The organism is Bradyrhizobium aeschynomenes, from assembly GCF_013178945.1.
Lineage (GTDB): Bacteria > Pseudomonadota > Alphaproteobacteria > Rhizobiales > Xanthobacteraceae > Bradyrhizobium > Bradyrhizobium aeschynomenes.
In genome coordinates, this window is the sequence record NZ_JABFDM010000005.1 from 354288 (window position 1) to 370052 (window position 15765).

The following is a 15765-nucleotide window of genomic DNA, read 5'->3' on the forward strand; positions in this document are numbered from 1 at the left end:
GCGTCATCGTCGGTGTTGGAAAGTGACCGTGCCACAGCGGCCGGTCATGCGAGGATGCGCTGCCGCTCCCGGAGACGCATGATGCAGGATCGCGCGCTGCGCTTGCCCAATGCCAGTGAGATTGCCGCCATCAACGCGCAGCATTTCGCCGACACGCCGCTGCGCTCCGCTGATCTCCTGTTCGTGTTCGGCACCCGCGTCGAGGAGGAATTGCGCGCCGAGACGGCAGCCAGCCTCTGGGAGCAGGGCTATTTCCGCCACGCCGTCGTCAGCGGCGGGATCACGCCGGGCGCCAAGCTGTCCGAGTGTACGCTGATCAAGGCCGCCATGGCGAAGCGCGGCGTACCGGCGGACCTCATCCTCGAAGAGCATCGCGCGATGAACACCGGCGAGAACGTCATGTTCTCGCTGCCGGTGATCGAGGCCACGCTCGGCCTCGCCAATGTCAGGACCGTCATCTGCCTCGGCAACAGCTGGACCGCGCGGCGTTATGCAATGACCATGCAGCGGCACTGGCCGCAGGTCGAGAAGATGCTGCTGACCGTGGACGGCTTCGGCGTGCCGCGCGATCTCTGGCACACCCATCCGGAATTCCGCCGCCGCGTGCTGAGCGAGTGGGACAAGATCGAGCCGTACAAGGAGAGGGGCTTCATTGCCGAGTGGCCGTAGCAACGCCTGTATCAGGACATTTCCATGACCGAAGCAGCTCATCGCATCGTCGCTCACTATGAGACCCATGCGTTGTCGTGGGACGCCGACCGCCGCGCAGCGGCGTGGACCGATAGACCTGCCATAGACCGCTTTGTCGCCCTCCTCAGACCGGGGGCGACCGTGCTCGATTTCGGTTGCGGAGGTGGCGTGCCGGTCGCAGCGCACATCGTGGCGCAGGGGTTTTCGGTCACCGGCGTCGACAGCTCTCCGACCATGATCAGCCTGTGCCGAACGCGGATGCCAGGGCAGGCGTGGATCGTCGCTGACATGCGCTCGTTCACCTCAGACCGGCGGTTCGACGGCGTGCTGGCATGGGACAGCTTCTTTCATCTCGCGCACGATGATCAGCGACGCATGTTTCCGATCTTCGCGGCCTGCACGGCGCCGGACGGCGTTCTGATGTTCAATGCGGGTCCCGCGCACGGCGAAGCGATGGGATCATATCGCGGCGATCCGCTGTATCACGCGAGCCTGGATCCGTCGGAATACGAGGCGTTGTTGCTCGACGGCGGTTTCGCGTTGATCACGCATGAGACGGGCGATCCTTCAACAGGCGGGCGGAGCTTCTGGCTCGCCCGGCGGCTCGCGCCGGCGCACGGAGGTGACCAGCGTCGCTCTGACGCCCAAGCACAGTGGTGATGTGCTCGATCGCTGCTACGGCCTCACCACCAGCACCGAGCATTTCGCATAACGCACCACATGCCCCGCGTTGCTGCCGAGGAAGTAGGTACGCATCGCCGGGCGATGCGAGGTCATGACGATCAGGTCGGCCTGCACCTTGGCGGCCTCCTCGAGGATCTCGTGATAGATGCCGCCCTGGCGCACCGTGTAGCTGATGCGCTCGGCCGGAATGCCGGATTCGCGGGCCACGATCGACAGCGCTTCCTCGGCGGTCTCGCGCTGCTGGGCGTCGAAATCGGCGGGGACGTATTCGGCGAGCATCACCGGGGTCATCGGCATCACGTTGAGGAGATGCACCGTGCCCTGCCATGTCTCCGCCAGCGTGGCGGCGGTCGCAATCGCCGGCTTGGCAAGGTCGGTATCGGCCAGATCGATGGGAACCAGAATCGATTTGAACATCGCGGCCTCCTTCACTTGGCGCGACCATTACGCGCTCCGCCACCGCGGCCTGTCAATCGGAGCCCTGCTTGAGCAGCTTCGGCGTGATGAACATCAGCAGGTTGCCGCGCGCGAAGCTCACATCCCCCCAATCGTCGGTGTCGAAGTCGAAGATGGCGAGGCCGGAGGTCGGCATGTTGCGCATCAGCTCCTGGCGCGCCTCGGGATCACCCTGGCCGGTCAGCGCCAGCGCCAGCTCGTGCAGGCCGGGATTGTGGCCGACCACCAGCAGCTGCTTCGGATCGAACGCCGCTGCGAGGCGGATCTGATGCAGGATCTGCATCGGCTCGGCGCCGTAGAGCTCCGGCACGGACTCGACCTGCGGAGAGACGACGCGATCCTTCATCGCCTCCAGCGCGAGCTCCCAGGTCTGCTGTGCCCGCACCGCCGTGGACACCAGCACCAGCTCCGGCGCGAGCGGATGGCCGGCGATGAAGTCGCCGATCATGGCGGCATCCTGGTGCCCGCGCTCGTCGAGACGGCGGTCCTGGTCACGGCCCGAGGGCGCGTCAGTCTCGGTCTTGGCGTGGCGCAGCAGCATCAATCGGCGCATGGAATCCGGTCTCGAATCGGTCAGGGTGTCTCAGCCTGTATCACGTCTCTTTATCGCCACTAAAAGCGGCATGACGTCAGGTGACAGACCGGCGTAGGGTTCGCTAAGAAAACGCCATGAGCGAGACTTTCACAAGCGCGATCGATGACGCGGATGCCGCAGGTGCGATCACCCGGACCCGGCTGAACTTCGACCTCGACGTCGATGTCTGCGTGGTCGGGGCGGGCCTGGCGGGGCTGACGACGGCGCTGTGCGCGGCGCGGCAGGGCGCCAGCGTCGCGGTGTTGGAAGGCCGCCAGGTCGGATGGAACGCCTCCGGCCACATGCTCGGCACGGTGCTGCCCGGATTCGACCTGCCGCTCCCCGACCTGATCGAGCGCGTCGGCCTGGAGCATGCGCGCGCGCTGTGGGCGCTGTCCTGGTCGGGCGCTGAGTTCATCCGGGCCCAGGCCACGGAGACCGCGATGCCCGGCATCGGTCTCAGCGAGGGCGCGCTCGAGGTCTCCAACGTCGACGCCGGCGATGCGCTGATCCGCCGCCTGCAGATGCTGCACGAGGATTTCGCCACCGAGGTCGAGGGCTGGCAGGTCGAGCGCGTCAGGAGCGAGCTCAAGACCAGCCGCTATTTTCATGGCGTCCATTACCCCCGGGCGTTCCAGCTCGACGGCCGGAAGTATGTCCACGCGCTGGCGCGGCTGGCGCACAAGGCCGGGGCGCGGATCTTCGAGGACACGCCCGTGGTCAGCATCGATGCGTCCGGCGTGCGCAAGCGCATCGTGACGCCGTCGGCGCGGATGCGGGCCTCCCACATCGTGCTCGCCGGCAACATCCATCTGGGCGCGCCTTTGCAGAAGCTGTCGGATACGCTGCTGCCGGTGTGGCGCTATGGCGGCGTCACCGCGCCGCTCGGCGAGGCGCTCGCCGAGGCGATCGCCTTCAAGGGCTCGGTCCACGACACCGACGGCATCGACCATTTCCGCGTCGTGGACGGAGACCGGCTGATGTGGGCGAGCCCGGAGACGACCTGGGACGCGCGTCCCAGCGGGTTCGCCTCGGCGCTGCAGCGCCGGATCCGCACCGTGTTTCCGCAACTCGGCCGCGTCGAGATTGCGGAGACCTTCGGCGGTGTGACCGGCCAGACGGTGCACGGCATGCCCCAGATCGGCCAGCTCCGCAAAGGCCTGTGGGTGGCGAGCGGTTTCGGCCGGCAGGGGATGAACACCTCCGCGATGGCCGGTCAGCTGATCGCGCAAGGCATCCTCGCCGGCGACGACCGCTGGAAATTGTTCTCGCCGTTCGAGCTGGTCTGGGCCGGCGGCGTCAGCGGCCGGGTCGCCGGCCACGTCGTCAATCTCTGGGTCCGAGGCCGCGCCGCGGCTGCAGGTACCCTGGCACGGCACCGCGAGCGGGCCCGGGCGCAGGAGCGCATCCGTGAGATCAGGGCCGCCGAGGCGCGCCGCCAGGCGGCGCAGCGCCCGGGCTCGCGCCTGCCACTGCGGCCGCAGCCGTCCGACCTGACCCGCCGTCCGGACGCCGGGGAGGGCGGATAGCTCGCAAGAAAGTGAGGCCTCGGACCCGCAGCCGACGTAACTTCGCGGGATCTCGTCCGTAGATCCGGTAACAAGCCGCCGTACGGAGACAACCATGATCGACCGCCGCATGATGTTCACCACCGCTGCCGGATTGTTCGGCTTCGCCGCCCTGCGCTGGTTCGGCGGCTCGGAGCCGGCGCGCGCCGCCGAGAAGTTCGAGATCGAGAAGACCGAGGCCGAGTGGCGCGCCCAGCTGACGCCGGAGCAGTTCGACATCCTGCGGAAAGAAGGCACCGAGCGGCCCTGGACCAGCCCGCTTTTGAAGGAGCACCGCAAGGGCACGTTCGCCTGCGCCGGTTGCGACCTGCCGCTGTTCTCCTCGGATACCAAGTTCGACAGCGGCACCGGCTGGCCGAGCTTCTTCAAGCCGCTCGACAATGCGGTCGGCACCCGGCAGGACAAGACCTACGGCATGGTCCGCACCGAGGTGCATTGCCGCCGTTGCGGCGGCCATCTCGGCCACGTGTTCGACGATGGCCCCAAGCCGACCGGCCTGCGCTATTGCATGGACGGCCTGTCGCTGGTGTTCCATCCGGCCAACCCGTCCTCGACCTGAGAAGATTCTCCGCCTGGATTGTCGACGGCGACCGTTGAAGACCTGAAAAGCGGGTCTTCGAGGACGCGCCGGCACCTGTGAGCAGCAGCCGAGCCGGAGCGCGATGGTGCGCGTCCGGCCCGGCAAGAACTGCCGGCTCGGCAATTGTTCACCACTTTCGACGCCGCTTTTTTGACGTTGTTATTTCCCAACTCGCTGATTTCGCAGCGAAATGCCATCTGGCACAGCGATTGCGATGCTCTCCACGAAAACGCGGCCATGGGCGGACCGGCCGCCGGGTCAATGTGGAGAGAATGGTATGGGTATCTTCGACGCGATGAACACCTCGGTGAGCGGCCTGTCCGCTCAATCATTCGCGCTGCAGAACATTTCCGGCAACATCGCGAACGCCTCGACCGTCGGCTACAAGGGCATCGGCACCAGCTTCGAAGACCTCATCCCCAACGCCACCAACCCGACCCGGCAGAACGCCGGCGGCGTCACCGCCTTCGCCAAGGCGACCATCACCACCCAGGGCACGGTCTCGACGTCCTCGGTCGCCACCAACATGGCGATCAACGGCGACGGCTTTTTCAACGTGCAGAAAGCCTCGTCGGTGGTCGACAACGTGCCGGTCTTCACCGGCGTCACCAACTACACCCGTCGCGGCGACTTCCAGCTCAACGCCAACGGCAATCTGATCAACGGCGCCGGCTATTATTTGATGGGCGTCGCGGTCGACGCCAAGACCGGCAACGCCACCGGCAACGTGCCGACGGTGCTGCAGTTCGCCAACAATTTCGTGCCGGCGCAGGCGACCACGGCGATCCAGTACGCCGCCAACCTGCCGACGCAGCCGAAGACCGGCGCCAGCGGCAATGCGGCGACCGGCACGCTGGTCGCGGCCGGCGGCCTCAACTCGGCCGATCTCTCCAACGTGCCGCTGCCGGTCGGCACAAATTTCTATGCCGACGCCACGGTCACCGGCGCCACGGCCAACAACAAGAACGCGGTGGGCATCACCACATCGACCCTGCTGTCCGGCGGCGCGGCCACCGACTCGATCACCACCGACTTTGCGGCCGGCGACACCATCACCCTGACCGGCAGCGCAGGCGACGTCGTCACCTTCACCTTCGTCGCCTCCGGCGCCTCGGGCAACCAGATCAATGTCGGCGATTCCGTCGGCACGCTGCTGGCCAAGATCGCCGCGGTGACGGGTGTGTCGCCGACCATCACCGCCGGCAAGATCACCCTGCATTCGGGCAGCGGCGAGGACTGGAGCCTGAGCAGCGCCGCGGGCGGCTTCGCGGCGCTTGGCCTGACGTCGCCGGTGGCCTTGACGCGAACGGCGAGCGCCGGCACCGGCATCGTGATCGGCAACGACCTCACCAACTTCAACAACGAGACGATCTCGGGCGGCGCGGTCACCACCTACAACTCGGCGGGCACGCCGGTGAACGTGCAGCTGCGCTGGGGCAAGGTCGACAGCTCGACGCTCGGCACCGGCCATCAGGACGTCTGGAACCTGTTCTATCAGACCGATTCCAACGCGACCGGCTCGACGGTGGCCTGGCAGAACGTCGGCACCAATTTCGTGTTCGGCTCCGACGGCTCGCTGACCTCGCCGACCTCCTCCAACATCTCGATCCCCAACGTCGTGGTCGACGGCACCACGCTCGGCACCGTCAGCCTCAACATCTCCTCGGGCGCGCTGACGCAATATGCCAGCACCGTCGGCTCCGCGACGATCAACCAGATCTCGCAGAACGGCTTCGCCGCCGGCCAGCTGCAATCCGTCGCCGTCAACAACAGCGGCATCGTCACCGGCACCTTCTCCAACGGCCAGACCATCAATCTGGCGCAGGTGACGCTGTCGCACTTCAACGGCACCAACTATCTGAAGGCGCTCGACGGCGGCGCCTATGAGGCGACCGACCAGTCGGGGCAGGCCATCATCGGCGCCTCCGGCAAGATCTCGGGCGGTTCGCTGGAAGGCTCGAACACCGACATCGCCGACGAGTTCACCAAGCTGATCGTGACCCAGCAGGCCTATTCCGCCAACACCAAGGTGATCACGACGGCCAATTCGATGGTGCAGGATCTTCTGAACGTGCTGCGCTAACAGCGCAGCGCGTGGCGGTTGAATTGACACAAGGCAAACGAACATGGGTTTGAGTTCCGCCCTCGCCACCGCGATGTCCGGCCTGCGCTCGACGCAGGCCGCGCTCTCGATCATCTCGTCGAACGTCGCCAACGCCAATACGCCCGGCTACGTTGTACAGAACCCGAACCAGATCGAGATCGCCAGCGGCGGCTTCGGCTCGACGGTGATGACGACGGGCGTCAACCGCCAGCTCGATCTGTTCGTGCAGAACCAGCTCCGCACCGAGACGTCGGGCGGAACCTATGCCAACCAGATGGCCAACATCCTGACGCAGCTGCAGAGCGTGTACGGCACGCCCGGCGGCAGCGGCACCATGGAGACGGCGCTCAACAACTTCACCACGGCGCTGCAGTCGCTATCGAACAATCCGAGCAACCAGTCGGCGCAAGCGGTGGCGCTGTCGGCCGCGCAAGGGCTGGCGCAGCAGCTCAACGCGACCACCAAGGGCATCCAGACGCTGCGCACCAATGTCGAGCAGGACATCGGCAACTCGGCGACGCAGGCCAACGCGGCGATCAAGCAGATCGCCACCTTGAACACCCAGTTGCAGGGTCTCAGCCCGTCCGATCCGCTGTCGGCGACGCTGCAGGATCAGCGCGACAATGCTATCGACACGCTGTCGAAATATGTCGACATCCGCGTGGTGTCGGACTCGACCAACGGCGTCAGCGTGTTCACCAATTCCGGCATTCAGCTGGTCGGCGCGGGGCTGACCTCGGAGTTCACCTTCTCCTCGCCCGGCACGCTCGACGCCACCTCGCTCTACAACAGCAATCCGACCAAGAGCGGCGTCGGGCAGCTCAACATCAAGCTGTCGAATGGCGTCTCGCTCGACGTCGTGGCCAACAATCTGCTGAACTCCGGCCAGATCGCGGCCGACCTCAAGCTGCGCGACCAGACCCTGGTGCAGGCGCAGACCCAGGTCGACCAGCTCGCCGCGACGATGGCCTCGGCGCTGTCGGACAAGACCACGGCCGGCACGGCTGTGGCAGGACCTCCGGCCGGCTTCGACGTCTCGACGACGGGGCTGCTCGCCGGCAACACGATCAACCTGACCTACACGGATTCGAGCAACGTCCAGCGCCAGGTCAAGATCGTCAACGTCAACGATCCCGCCGCGCTGCCGCTGCAGAACGCCACCGGCGCCAACCCGTCCTATGTCGGCGTCGATTTCTCGCTCGGCATGGCCTCGGTGGTGACGCAGCTCAACAGCGCGCTCGGCGGCGCGCATCTGCAGTTCGCCAATCCCTCCGGCACCACGCTGCGCATCACCGATGACGGCACCAGCCAGGCGACGGTGAAGTCGGCCTCGTCGACAGTGACGGTGCAGACGCTTGCCAGCGGCAACCCGCAGCTGCCAGTGTTCACCGATGGCAGCGGGTTGTACACCGGCGCGATCACCTCGACCGGCTCGCAGATGACCGGGCTCGCCGGGCGGCTCAACGTCAATCCGGCGCTGCTCAACGACGCCACCAAGCTGTCGACCTATTCGACCTCGCCGCAGACCCCCGCGGGCGACTCGACACGGCCGGACTTCCTGTTCGCGCAGCTGACATCGGCGACGTTCAGCTATTCGCCGACCACCGGACTCGGCTCGGCGGCGCAGCCGTTCCAGGGCACCGTGTCCGGCTATCTGCAGCAGTTCGTCAGCCAGCAGGGCAGCGCCTCGACACTGGCAACTCAGCTCAGCCAGGGGCAGAGCGTCGTCGTCAGCACGCTGAAGGAAAAGTTCAACTCGACCGCAGGGGTCAACATGGACAGCGAGATGTCCAACCTGATCCAGGTCCAGAACACCTACGCGGCCAACGCGCATATCATGTCGGTCGTGCAAAGCATGATGCAGAGTCTGATCCAGGCTTTCTAGTGAGGCGCGAGTAAGATGTCGATCAGCAGTATCAACTACGGAACCTCTCTGCTCGGTCTGTCCGTGCGGAACATCTCCAACCAGCTCGCGGACCTCTCGACGCAGCTGTCGAGCGGCGTCAAGGCGAACAACTATGCCGGCATGGGGCCGGACGAGGGGTTTGCGATCGCGGCGCGGGCGCAGCTGTCGAACATCGCCGGCTTCACCACGACGATGACGCACGTCAACACCGTCATCGGGGCGGTCAACACCTCGTTGCAGTCGTTGTCCAAGATCGCAAGCCAGGTCCAGAGCGGTGCCTCGGCCACGCCGCAGAACCTGACCAGCACCGGTCAGACCACGGGGCAGCTGACGGCGTCGTCCAACCTGTCGGCGATCACCGGCATCCTCAACACCCAGGTCGGCGATCGCTACATCTTCTCCGGCAGCGCCACCGACCGGCCGGCGATCGCCTCGGCCGACGACATCCTGAACGGGACCGCCACCCAGGCCGGGCTGAAGCAGGTGATCGCCGAGCGGCAGCAGGCCGATCTCGGCCTCAACGGTCTCGGCCGCCTCAATCTCTCCGCGTCGGCGACCATGCCGATCACGCTGGCGGAGGACGTCGCCGGCTCACCATTCGGCTTCAAGCTGAGCTCGGTGACCTCGTCGCTGACCAACGCGACCGTGACCGGACCGTCCGGGTCGCCGGCGGGGATCTCCGTCGACCTGACCGCGGGCAATCCCAACGCCGGTGACCAGATCAGCTTCGTCTTCAAGCTCCCGGACGGCACCTCGGAATCGATCAAGCTGACGGCGTCGACCACGACGCCGGCGCCCACCAACACGTTTGCGATCGGCGCGACTCCCGCCGCGACCTCGGCCAACCTGAATGCGGCGCTGAATACGGCGCTCACGACCTTGGCCAACACCTCGCTCGTTGCAGCCTCCGCCGTGACCGCGGGCGACAACTTCTTCAACACCGCCAGCTCGGTGTCGGGCACCGCGGTCAACAACAAGGCGGGGACGCCGGCGCCGATCACCGGGGCGACGCTGCTGTCGGGCATCGCCGGCACCGATTCGATCGCGACCGACTTCACCGCCGGCGACACCATCACCGTGAACGGGCAGACGCTGACCTTCGTCGCCTCGGGTGCCAACGGCAACAACCAGATCAACGTCGGCGACAGCGTGCAGACGCTGCTGTCGAAGATCGACGCGCTGAGCGGGACCTCGAAGGCCTCCACGGTCAGCGGCGGAGCCATCACCTTGCGCACCGACGATGCAGCGAGCTTCTCGGTCTCGAGCTCGAACGCGGGTGCTTTCGCCGCGCTCGGCTTCTCGGGCACCGTCACCGCCGCGACGCCGCCTTTGCGGGTCTCCGGCGTGCCCCTGGGATCGGCGACCAGCCTCGTCAACGGCTCGACCAGCACCGTGGCCTGGTACACCGGCAACAGCGGCCCGGGCTCGGCGCGGTCCAGCTCGACGATCCGCATCGACACGGCGCAGAGCATTCAGTTCGGCGCCCAGGGCAACGAGTTCGCGATCCGCAACCTCGTGCAGCAGACTGCGGTCTACGCCGCCGTCAACACGCCGCCGGCCGGCGCGAACGCGCCGCAGCAGATCGGCGCGCTCAGCGAGCGCATTGCCGCCAACCTGACGGCGCGGATCGGCCAGCAGTCGATCTCGGACATCCAGACCGAATTCGCCAACGCGCAAACCACGATGAAGGACGCCGCGGCCCGCCAGACCCAGGCCAAGGCGGCGATGCAGGCACTGGTCGACCAGACCGAGGGCATCTCGCAGCAGGAGGTGGCAGCCCAGCTCCTGCAGCTGCAGACCAATCTTCAGGCGTCCTACCAGACGACCTCGATGCTGTCGCAATTGTCGCTGGTGAAGTTCCTGTAAAGCAACGGGGGCGGCGGTTAGGTTTTCGTTAACCACGTCTCTTTAGCTTTTGTTCAGATCTGGGGCGAGAGCCTCTTTTTCTGGAGGCTGACGTGAGTAACCCGATCGACGAGCGGATCCACCTGGTGATCGCCACCCCCTGTTTCGGCGGCCAAGTGTCGAGCATCTATGCAAGCTCGATCTTCGCCCTGCAGCGCGAGCTGCGCGCCACGTCGAACGTCGACCTGACCGTCCACATGCGCGACGGCGATGCGCTGATCACCCGCGCCAGGGCCAATCTCGTCACCCTGTTCCTCAACGATCCCTCCGCCACGCATCTCCTGTTCATCGATGCGGATATCGGTTTCGCGCCGAAGCAGGTGTTCCGGCTGATCGAATCCGGCGGCGACATGGTCGCAGGCGTCTATCCGGTCAAGAAGGTCAATTGGAACAAGGCGCGGCGCGCCATCAACGCCAACCGCATGGACGTGCCGGCGGCCTCGCTCGACTATGTCCTGGAGATCGACAATCCGGACCACGTCGCGGTGGTCAACGGCTTCACGCGGGTGCGCTATGCCGGCACCGGCTTCCTGATGATCCGCCGCCGCGTCATCGAGGCGATGATCGCGCATCCCGCCTACGCTCCGCTGCAGTTCTTCCGCGAGCACTCGCAGGATGCGCTGGCCGGCAATCCGAACCGCTTCGCGCTGTTCGAATGCATGATCGACCCGGAGACGGGCACCTATCTCAGCGAGGATTTCGCCTTCTGCAGGCGTTGGACCGATCTCGGTGGCGAGATCTGGGCCGATCTCGATAGTCGGCTGGATCATGTCGGTCCGTCGGTGTTCCACGGCAATGTCGCCTCGCAGTTTGCGTCGGCGGTGGCGGTTCCCACCGCTGCTGCGGCAGACGCAGCCTGACGATCCGCACCATGACCCCGGCGGCAACCCGGTCGGAGCTTCTTCCTTCGTCCCGCAGCGAGCAGCGCGGGCAGCGCGCTGCGACCGGGCTGCGCGATCTCTTCGCCTTGCTCGGCGATCTCCTGATCGACGGCGGCGACACCCGTCTGGCGCTCGATCGGCCCTGGGGCCGCAACGCCTACGGCTGCTCGCCAGCGCCCGTGCCGGATCTGGTGTGCTTCGCCTCGAGCACGGCCTCGCCGATCTCGGAGCGTGCTTATGCGCGCGTCGAGCTGGCACGCGAACGATTGATGCATGCGGCGATCTCGCTCGGCGTCGACGAGGCGCTCGACCGCCGCACCGAGGAGATGCGCTGCGAATTGCGCGGTCATCTGCGTCTTGCCGACGATGTCGACATCGTGTTCTCGCCATCGGGCACCGACGCGCAGCTCCATGCGCTGGCGCTGGTGCGCGCGCTGCTCGGTGAGCACGTCACCAATGTCGTCGTCGCGAGCGATCAGACCGGCAGCGGCACGGCGGCGAGCGCTCGCGGATGTCATTTCAGCACGCGGACGGCGAACGGCCTTGCGGTGACCAGAGATGCGCCGATCCACGGCCTCGCGAGCGAGGCGGTGTTCCTGCCGCTGCTCGACGGCGCGTCGATGCGGCCGCGCGGCGATATCGCTCCGGCCGTGCTCGACACGGTCGAGGCGATCGTCCGCGGCGGCCGCAACGTCCTGCTGCAGGTGATGGACTCCTCCAAGCTCGGCTGGCGCGCGCCGGGACTCGCTTGCCTGGACGAGGTGATCAGGCGCTGGCCGGGCCGGGTCCAGATCGTCGTCGACGCCTGCCAGATGCGGCTCGGCCCGGGCCGGCTGCGCTGGCATCTCGACCGCGGCCATCTCGTGCTGATGTCGGGCTCCAAGTTCTATGGCGGGCCGGCCTTCAGCGGCGCGCTGCTCGTCCCGCGCCGCGTGGCGTCGGCTCTGGGCGAGGGTCACGCGGTCGCGCCCGGATTGTTCGACTACGTCAATCGCAGCGATTGGCCGCTGGCCTGGACCGATCTGCGGGCTCGCTCGGCGCCGCGCGCCAACATCGGACAATGGCTGCGCTGGGAAGCCGCGCTCGAGGAGATCGCGGCCTATCAGGCGGTGCCTGCGGCATTCCGCCGGATGGCGATCCGGCAACTCGGAGAGGCGATCGAAAGCCTGCTGCTGCTGTCGCCGGTGCTGCGCCCGTTCGCTCCCTATGCGAGCGCCGACGAGGACAATGACGAGTTCGGCCGTCCGACGATCTTCCCGTTCGCGCTTCAACGCGAGGGGCGGCCGCTCGATCTCGGCGAGACGCACGCGGTCTATCATGCCCTCCAATACGATTTCGGCAGCCGCTTCAGCGGTCGGACGGCGGCCGTTGCCGCGCGTCAGTGCCTGATTGGTCAGCCCGTCCGTATCGAGCGGCCCGGCGAGGCGCCGGCGGCCGCGCTGCGCCTGTGCATCGGCGCGCGCCAGCTGACGGAGACATGGTGCGACGACGTCACCACCGCGCGCGTCAATCTCGAAGCCGAAATCGACCGCATCGCCGACGTGGTCGCCAAAACGGAGCTGCTCGTATCGGATCTGGGCAGCCGCGATCTCAGGGACATCCACCATGCCAACTGATCTGCTCGCTTTGGCCGAAGCCGGCCGCACGGGATGTGCCGAGCGCACCGGCATGGCGAAGATCGCCAAGGCCGCCTTCGACGGCCAGGATCTCAAGCCGACATGGGCTGCGCTGCTCGGCAAGCTGCTCGACGGCAGCGCCACGCCGGGCGAAGGGCTCGATCTCGCGCTGATCGCACAGCTGCTGGGCGAGAAATCGTCCGGGCTCGCGATCCAGCACGACGTGCTGCAGTCGCAGCAGCTCTATCGCGTGGCCGGCAATCACCCGGCGCCGCGGCTGCGCGTGCTCGCGCTCGCGGCGGCAACCGACATGGGCAGCAATACGCCGATCGAGTTCCTGCTCGAGGACGCCGACATCGAGCTGGTCCTGCTCTACGTCGTGCCGGGCGCAGAGCTGCCTGCGCCGCTGCCGGCGCATGACGTTGCCATCGTCATCGCCTCCGATTCCGAGGATTGTCAGCACGCGCTGCATGAGATCGACGCCGTCGCGGCGCGCTGGCCGCGGCCGCTGCTCAACCCGCCGCAGCGGATCTGGCATCTCGACCGCGACAAGCTGCATGCGCTGCTCGCCGGCATCGAGGGGCTGACGATCCCGCCGACGGTGCCGGTCGACCGCGAGCGCCTGGTCGCGGTGGCGGACGAGTGCGAATGGATCGGCGACGTCGATGGCGCGCTGAGCTTTCCGCTGATTATCCGGCCGCGCGGCTCGCATGCCGGTGTCGGCCTGGAGAAGATCGAGGAGCCGATCGAGCTGTCGCTCTATCTCGACGAGCGCGACGAGCAGGAGTTCTTTCTCGCGCGCTTCGTCGACTATGCGAGCGAGGACGGCCAGTTCCGCAAGTACCGCATCGTGTTCGTCGACGGCGTGGCCTACGCCTGCCACATGGCGATCGCGCGGCGCTGGGACATCTGGTACCTCAATGCCGGCATGGCGGCCAGCGAGGGCAAGCGCCTGGAAGAGGCGACGTTCATGCAGACTTTCGACATCGGTTTCGGCCGGCGTCATCACAGCGTGCTCGCGGCGATCGCCGAGCGCATCGGTCTGGATTATTTCATCATCGACTGCGCCGAGACCAAGGACGGCTCATTGCTGGTGTTCGAGGCCGACAACACGGCGGTCGTGCACAACATGGATTCGCCTGACGTCTTCCCCTACAAGCCGCCGCAGATGCGGAAGATCTTCGCGGCCTTCGCGGACATGATCGCCAAGCGCGCGGCAGCGGCGGCGGAGCAGGCGGCGTGACCGCGGAGCTGCGCAGCGACGTCTCGTTGCGGCCGGCCGAGACGCTCGATCCGCAGGACTGGGGTGAGCTGCGCGCGCAAGGTCATCGCATGCTCGATGACATGTTCGACTACGTCGCCGGGATCCGCGACCGTCCGGTGTGGCAGCCGATGTCACAGCCGACCCGCGAGCGCTTTCGCAGCCGGCTGCCGCACGCGCCGACCGATCTCGCCGAGGTGTATCGCGACTTCAGCGAGCTCGTCGTTCCCCACGCCACCGGCAACGTGCATCCCGGCTTCATGGGCTGGGTGCATGGCGGCGGCACGGTGGTCGGCATGCTCGCCGAAATGCTCGCCGCCGGACTGAATGCCAATCTCGGCGGCCGCGATCATGCGCCGATCGAGATCGAGCGGCAGGTGGTCGACTGGACGCGGCAGCTGTTCGGCTTTCCGCAAGGCGCCAGCGGCATCTTCGTCACCGGCACCTCGATGGCCAATCTCATGGCGGTGCTGGTGGCTCGCCGCACTGCGCTCGGCGCATCGGTTCGCACGGCAGGCCTGGGTGAGACCGGCCGGCGCCTGCGCACCTACACCTCGAAAGCCGCGCATGGCTGCATCGCCAAGGCGATGGACATCTGCGGCTTCGGCAGCGATGCGCTGCTCGGCATCGACGTCGACGCGGCGCATCGCATCGACGTCGCCGCGCTGCGGGCAGCCATCGCGGCCGACCGCGCCGCGGGTCTGAAACCCTTCCTCGTCGTCGCTTCCGCAGGAACCGTCGATATCGGGGCGATCGACGATCTCACGGAGGTGGCCGAGCTGTGCCGCAGCGAGGGCCTGTGGTTTCACGTCGATGGCGCGTTCGGTGCGCTTGCCATGCTGTCGCCGGAGCTCGCACCAATGCTTGCGGGCATCGAGCGGGCGGATTCGATCGCGCTCGACTTCCACAAATGGGGGCAGGTGCCCTACGACGCGGGCTTCCTGCTGGTGCGCGACGGCGCCAAGCATCGCGACGCCTTCGCCGCGCCGGCCGCCTATCTGCGCCGTGAGACGCGGGGCCTTGCAGCCGGCGCGCAATGGCCGTGCGATCTCGGTCCAGATCTGTCGCGCGGCTTCAGGGCGCTGAAGACCTGGTTCACGCTGCGCACGTTCGGCACCGACGCGCTCGGCGCCGTGATCGCGCGAAGCTGCGCGCTTGCGCGCCATCTGGAGGCGCGGGTGCGCGCCGAGCCCGAGCTCGAGCTGCTGGCGCCGGTCAATCTCAACATCGTCTGCTTTCGCTATCGCTGTGAGGATGCCGATGCGCTCAATCGCGAGATCGTGGCAGACATCCACGAATCTGGCCTCGCGGCACCCTCGACCACGGTGCTCGACGGCCGGCTGGCGATTCGCGCCGCGATCGTCAATCATCGCACCGATGTGTGCGACATCGAGCAGCTGATTACAGCGGTCCTCACGTTCGGCCGTCAACGGGCGGCCGGCCTGACGCCGTTGATCGAGATCGAAGCGCCGCCGCTGGCGCTCTGATCGCAAACGGCCTGTCAGCTTCGCTCCGCTGGTCGACGAGTACCACCGGAGGG

General features: G+C 66.9%; 13 protein-coding genes. 11 read left to right on the plus strand and 2 right to left on the minus strand.

The window, feature by feature from the left end:
- Window positions 1–81: 81 nt before the first annotated feature.
- Together HL666_RS17255 and HL666_RS17260 are read left to right on the plus strand one after the other, a co-directional pair.
- Window positions 82–669 carry a YdcF family protein gene (locus tag HL666_RS17255; RefSeq protein WP_172182818.1) on the plus strand — a complete coding sequence of 196 codons (588 nt, stop codon included), beginning with the start codon at window positions 82–84 and terminating at the stop codon, window positions 667–669.
- Window positions 670–693: 24 nt separating this feature from the next.
- On the plus strand, window positions 694–1350 hold the full coding sequence (locus HL666_RS17260) for a class I SAM-dependent DNA methyltransferase (protein WP_172182606.1): 657 nt from the start codon (window positions 694–696) through the stop codon (window positions 1348–1350).
- Window positions 1351–1365: 15 nt separating this feature from the next.
- Here HL666_RS17260 and HL666_RS17265 read toward each other — a convergent pair whose 3' ends face one another.
- Window positions 1366–1791, minus strand: a complete 426-nt coding sequence (locus tag HL666_RS17265; RefSeq protein ID WP_009030219.1) for a universal stress protein — start codon at window positions 1789–1791, stop codon at window positions 1366–1368.
- 52 nt (window positions 1792–1843) lie between these two features.
- Complete coding sequence (locus HL666_RS17270; protein WP_172115089.1) at window positions 1844–2383, minus strand: SixA phosphatase family protein; 540 nt, start codon at window positions 2381–2383, stop codon at window positions 1844–1846.
- Between the two features lie 116 nt (window positions 2384–2499).
- Between HL666_RS17270 and HL666_RS17275 the strand changes: the two genes are divergently transcribed.
- The 9 genes from HL666_RS17275 to HL666_RS17315 all read left to right on the plus strand — a co-directional run bounded on the left by HL666_RS17275 (window position 2500) and on the right by HL666_RS17315 (window position 15712).
- Window positions 2500–3933 carry an NAD(P)/FAD-dependent oxidoreductase gene (locus HL666_RS17275; RefSeq protein ID WP_172182608.1) on the plus strand — a complete coding sequence of 478 codons (1434 nt, stop codon included), beginning with the start codon at window positions 2500–2502 and terminating at the stop codon, window positions 3931–3933.
- A 94-nt stretch (window positions 3934–4027) separates the two neighbouring features.
- A complete protein-coding gene (gene msrB, locus HL666_RS17280) occupies window positions 4028–4531 on the plus strand; it encodes a peptide-methionine (R)-S-oxide reductase MsrB (RefSeq protein ID WP_172115093.1) in 504 nt (167 codons plus the stop codon).
- A gap of 298 nt (window positions 4532–4829) precedes the next feature.
- Window positions 4830–6635, plus strand: a complete 1806-nt coding sequence (locus tag HL666_RS17285) for a flagellar hook-basal body complex protein (RefSeq protein ID WP_172182610.1) — start codon at window positions 4830–4832, stop codon at window positions 6633–6635.
- Window positions 6636–6678: 43 nt separating this feature from the next.
- Entirely contained in the window at window positions 6679–8541 is a 1863-nt protein-coding gene (gene flgK / locus HL666_RS17290) for a flagellar hook-associated protein FlgK (RefSeq protein WP_172133063.1), read from the plus strand.
- A 15-nt stretch (window positions 8542–8556) separates the two neighbouring features.
- A complete protein-coding gene (locus HL666_RS17295; RefSeq protein WP_172115099.1) occupies window positions 8557–10428 on the plus strand; it encodes a flagellin family protein in 1872 nt (623 codons plus the stop codon).
- 92 nt (window positions 10429–10520) lie between these two features.
- Window positions 10521–11327, plus strand: coding sequence for a hypothetical protein (locus HL666_RS17300; RefSeq protein WP_311975817.1), 807 nt, complete (start codon window positions 10521–10523; stop codon window positions 11325–11327).
- Window positions 11328–11338: 11 nt separating this feature from the next.
- Window positions 11339–12964: a hypothetical protein gene (locus HL666_RS17305; RefSeq protein WP_172182611.1), complete on the plus strand. Its 1626-nt coding sequence runs from the start codon at window positions 11339–11341 to the stop codon at window positions 12962–12964.
- A 52-nt stretch (window positions 12965–13016) separates the two neighbouring features.
- Window positions 13017–14207 (plus strand): ATP-grasp domain-containing protein, encoded by a 1191-nt coding sequence (locus HL666_RS17310; RefSeq protein WP_172115110.1) that lies wholly within the window; start codon window positions 13017–13019, stop codon window positions 14205–14207.
- Complete coding sequence (locus tag HL666_RS17315) at window positions 14204–15712, plus strand: pyridoxal phosphate-dependent decarboxylase family protein (protein WP_311975819.1); 1509 nt, start codon at window positions 14204–14206, stop codon at window positions 15710–15712. The genes HL666_RS17310 and HL666_RS17315 overlap by 4 nt, the downstream gene beginning before the upstream one ends.
- Window positions 15713–15765 lie beyond the last annotated feature (53 nt).

What these genes read in the sequence shown, in the direction of transcription:
- HL666_RS17255 (WP_172182818.1), top strand. Translation starts at nt 82, where the DNA reads ATGCAGGATCGCGCGCTGCGCTTGCCCAATGCCAGTGAGATTGCCGCC.
- HL666_RS17260 (WP_172182606.1), top strand. Translation starts at nt 694, where the DNA reads ATGACCGAAGCAGCTCATCGCATCGTCGCTCACTATGAGACCCATGCG.
- HL666_RS17265 (WP_009030219.1), bottom strand. Translation starts at nt 1,791, where the DNA reads ATGTTCAAATCGATTCTGGTTCCCATCGATCTGGCCGATACCGACCTT.
- HL666_RS17270 (WP_172115089.1), bottom strand. Translation starts at nt 2,383, where the DNA reads ATGCGCCGATTGATGCTGCTGCGCCACGCCAAGACCGAGACTGACGCG.
- HL666_RS17275 (WP_172182608.1), top strand. Translation starts at nt 2,500, where the DNA reads ATGAGCGAGACTTTCACAAGCGCGATCGATGACGCGGATGCCGCAGGT.
- msrB (WP_172115093.1), top strand. Translation starts at nt 4,028, where the DNA reads ATGATCGACCGCCGCATGATGTTCACCACCGCTGCCGGATTGTTCGGC.
- HL666_RS17285 (WP_172182610.1), top strand. Translation starts at nt 4,830, where the DNA reads ATGGGTATCTTCGACGCGATGAACACCTCGGTGAGCGGCCTGTCCGCT.
- flgK (WP_172133063.1), top strand. Translation starts at nt 6,679, where the DNA reads ATGGGTTTGAGTTCCGCCCTCGCCACCGCGATGTCCGGCCTGCGCTCG.
- HL666_RS17295 (WP_172115099.1), top strand. Translation starts at nt 8,557, where the DNA reads ATGTCGATCAGCAGTATCAACTACGGAACCTCTCTGCTCGGTCTGTCC.
- HL666_RS17305 (WP_172182611.1), top strand. Translation starts at nt 11,339, where the DNA reads ATGACCCCGGCGGCAACCCGGTCGGAGCTTCTTCCTTCGTCCCGCAGC.
- HL666_RS17310 (WP_172115110.1), top strand. Translation starts at nt 13,017, where the DNA reads ATGGCGAAGATCGCCAAGGCCGCCTTCGACGGCCAGGATCTCAAGCCG.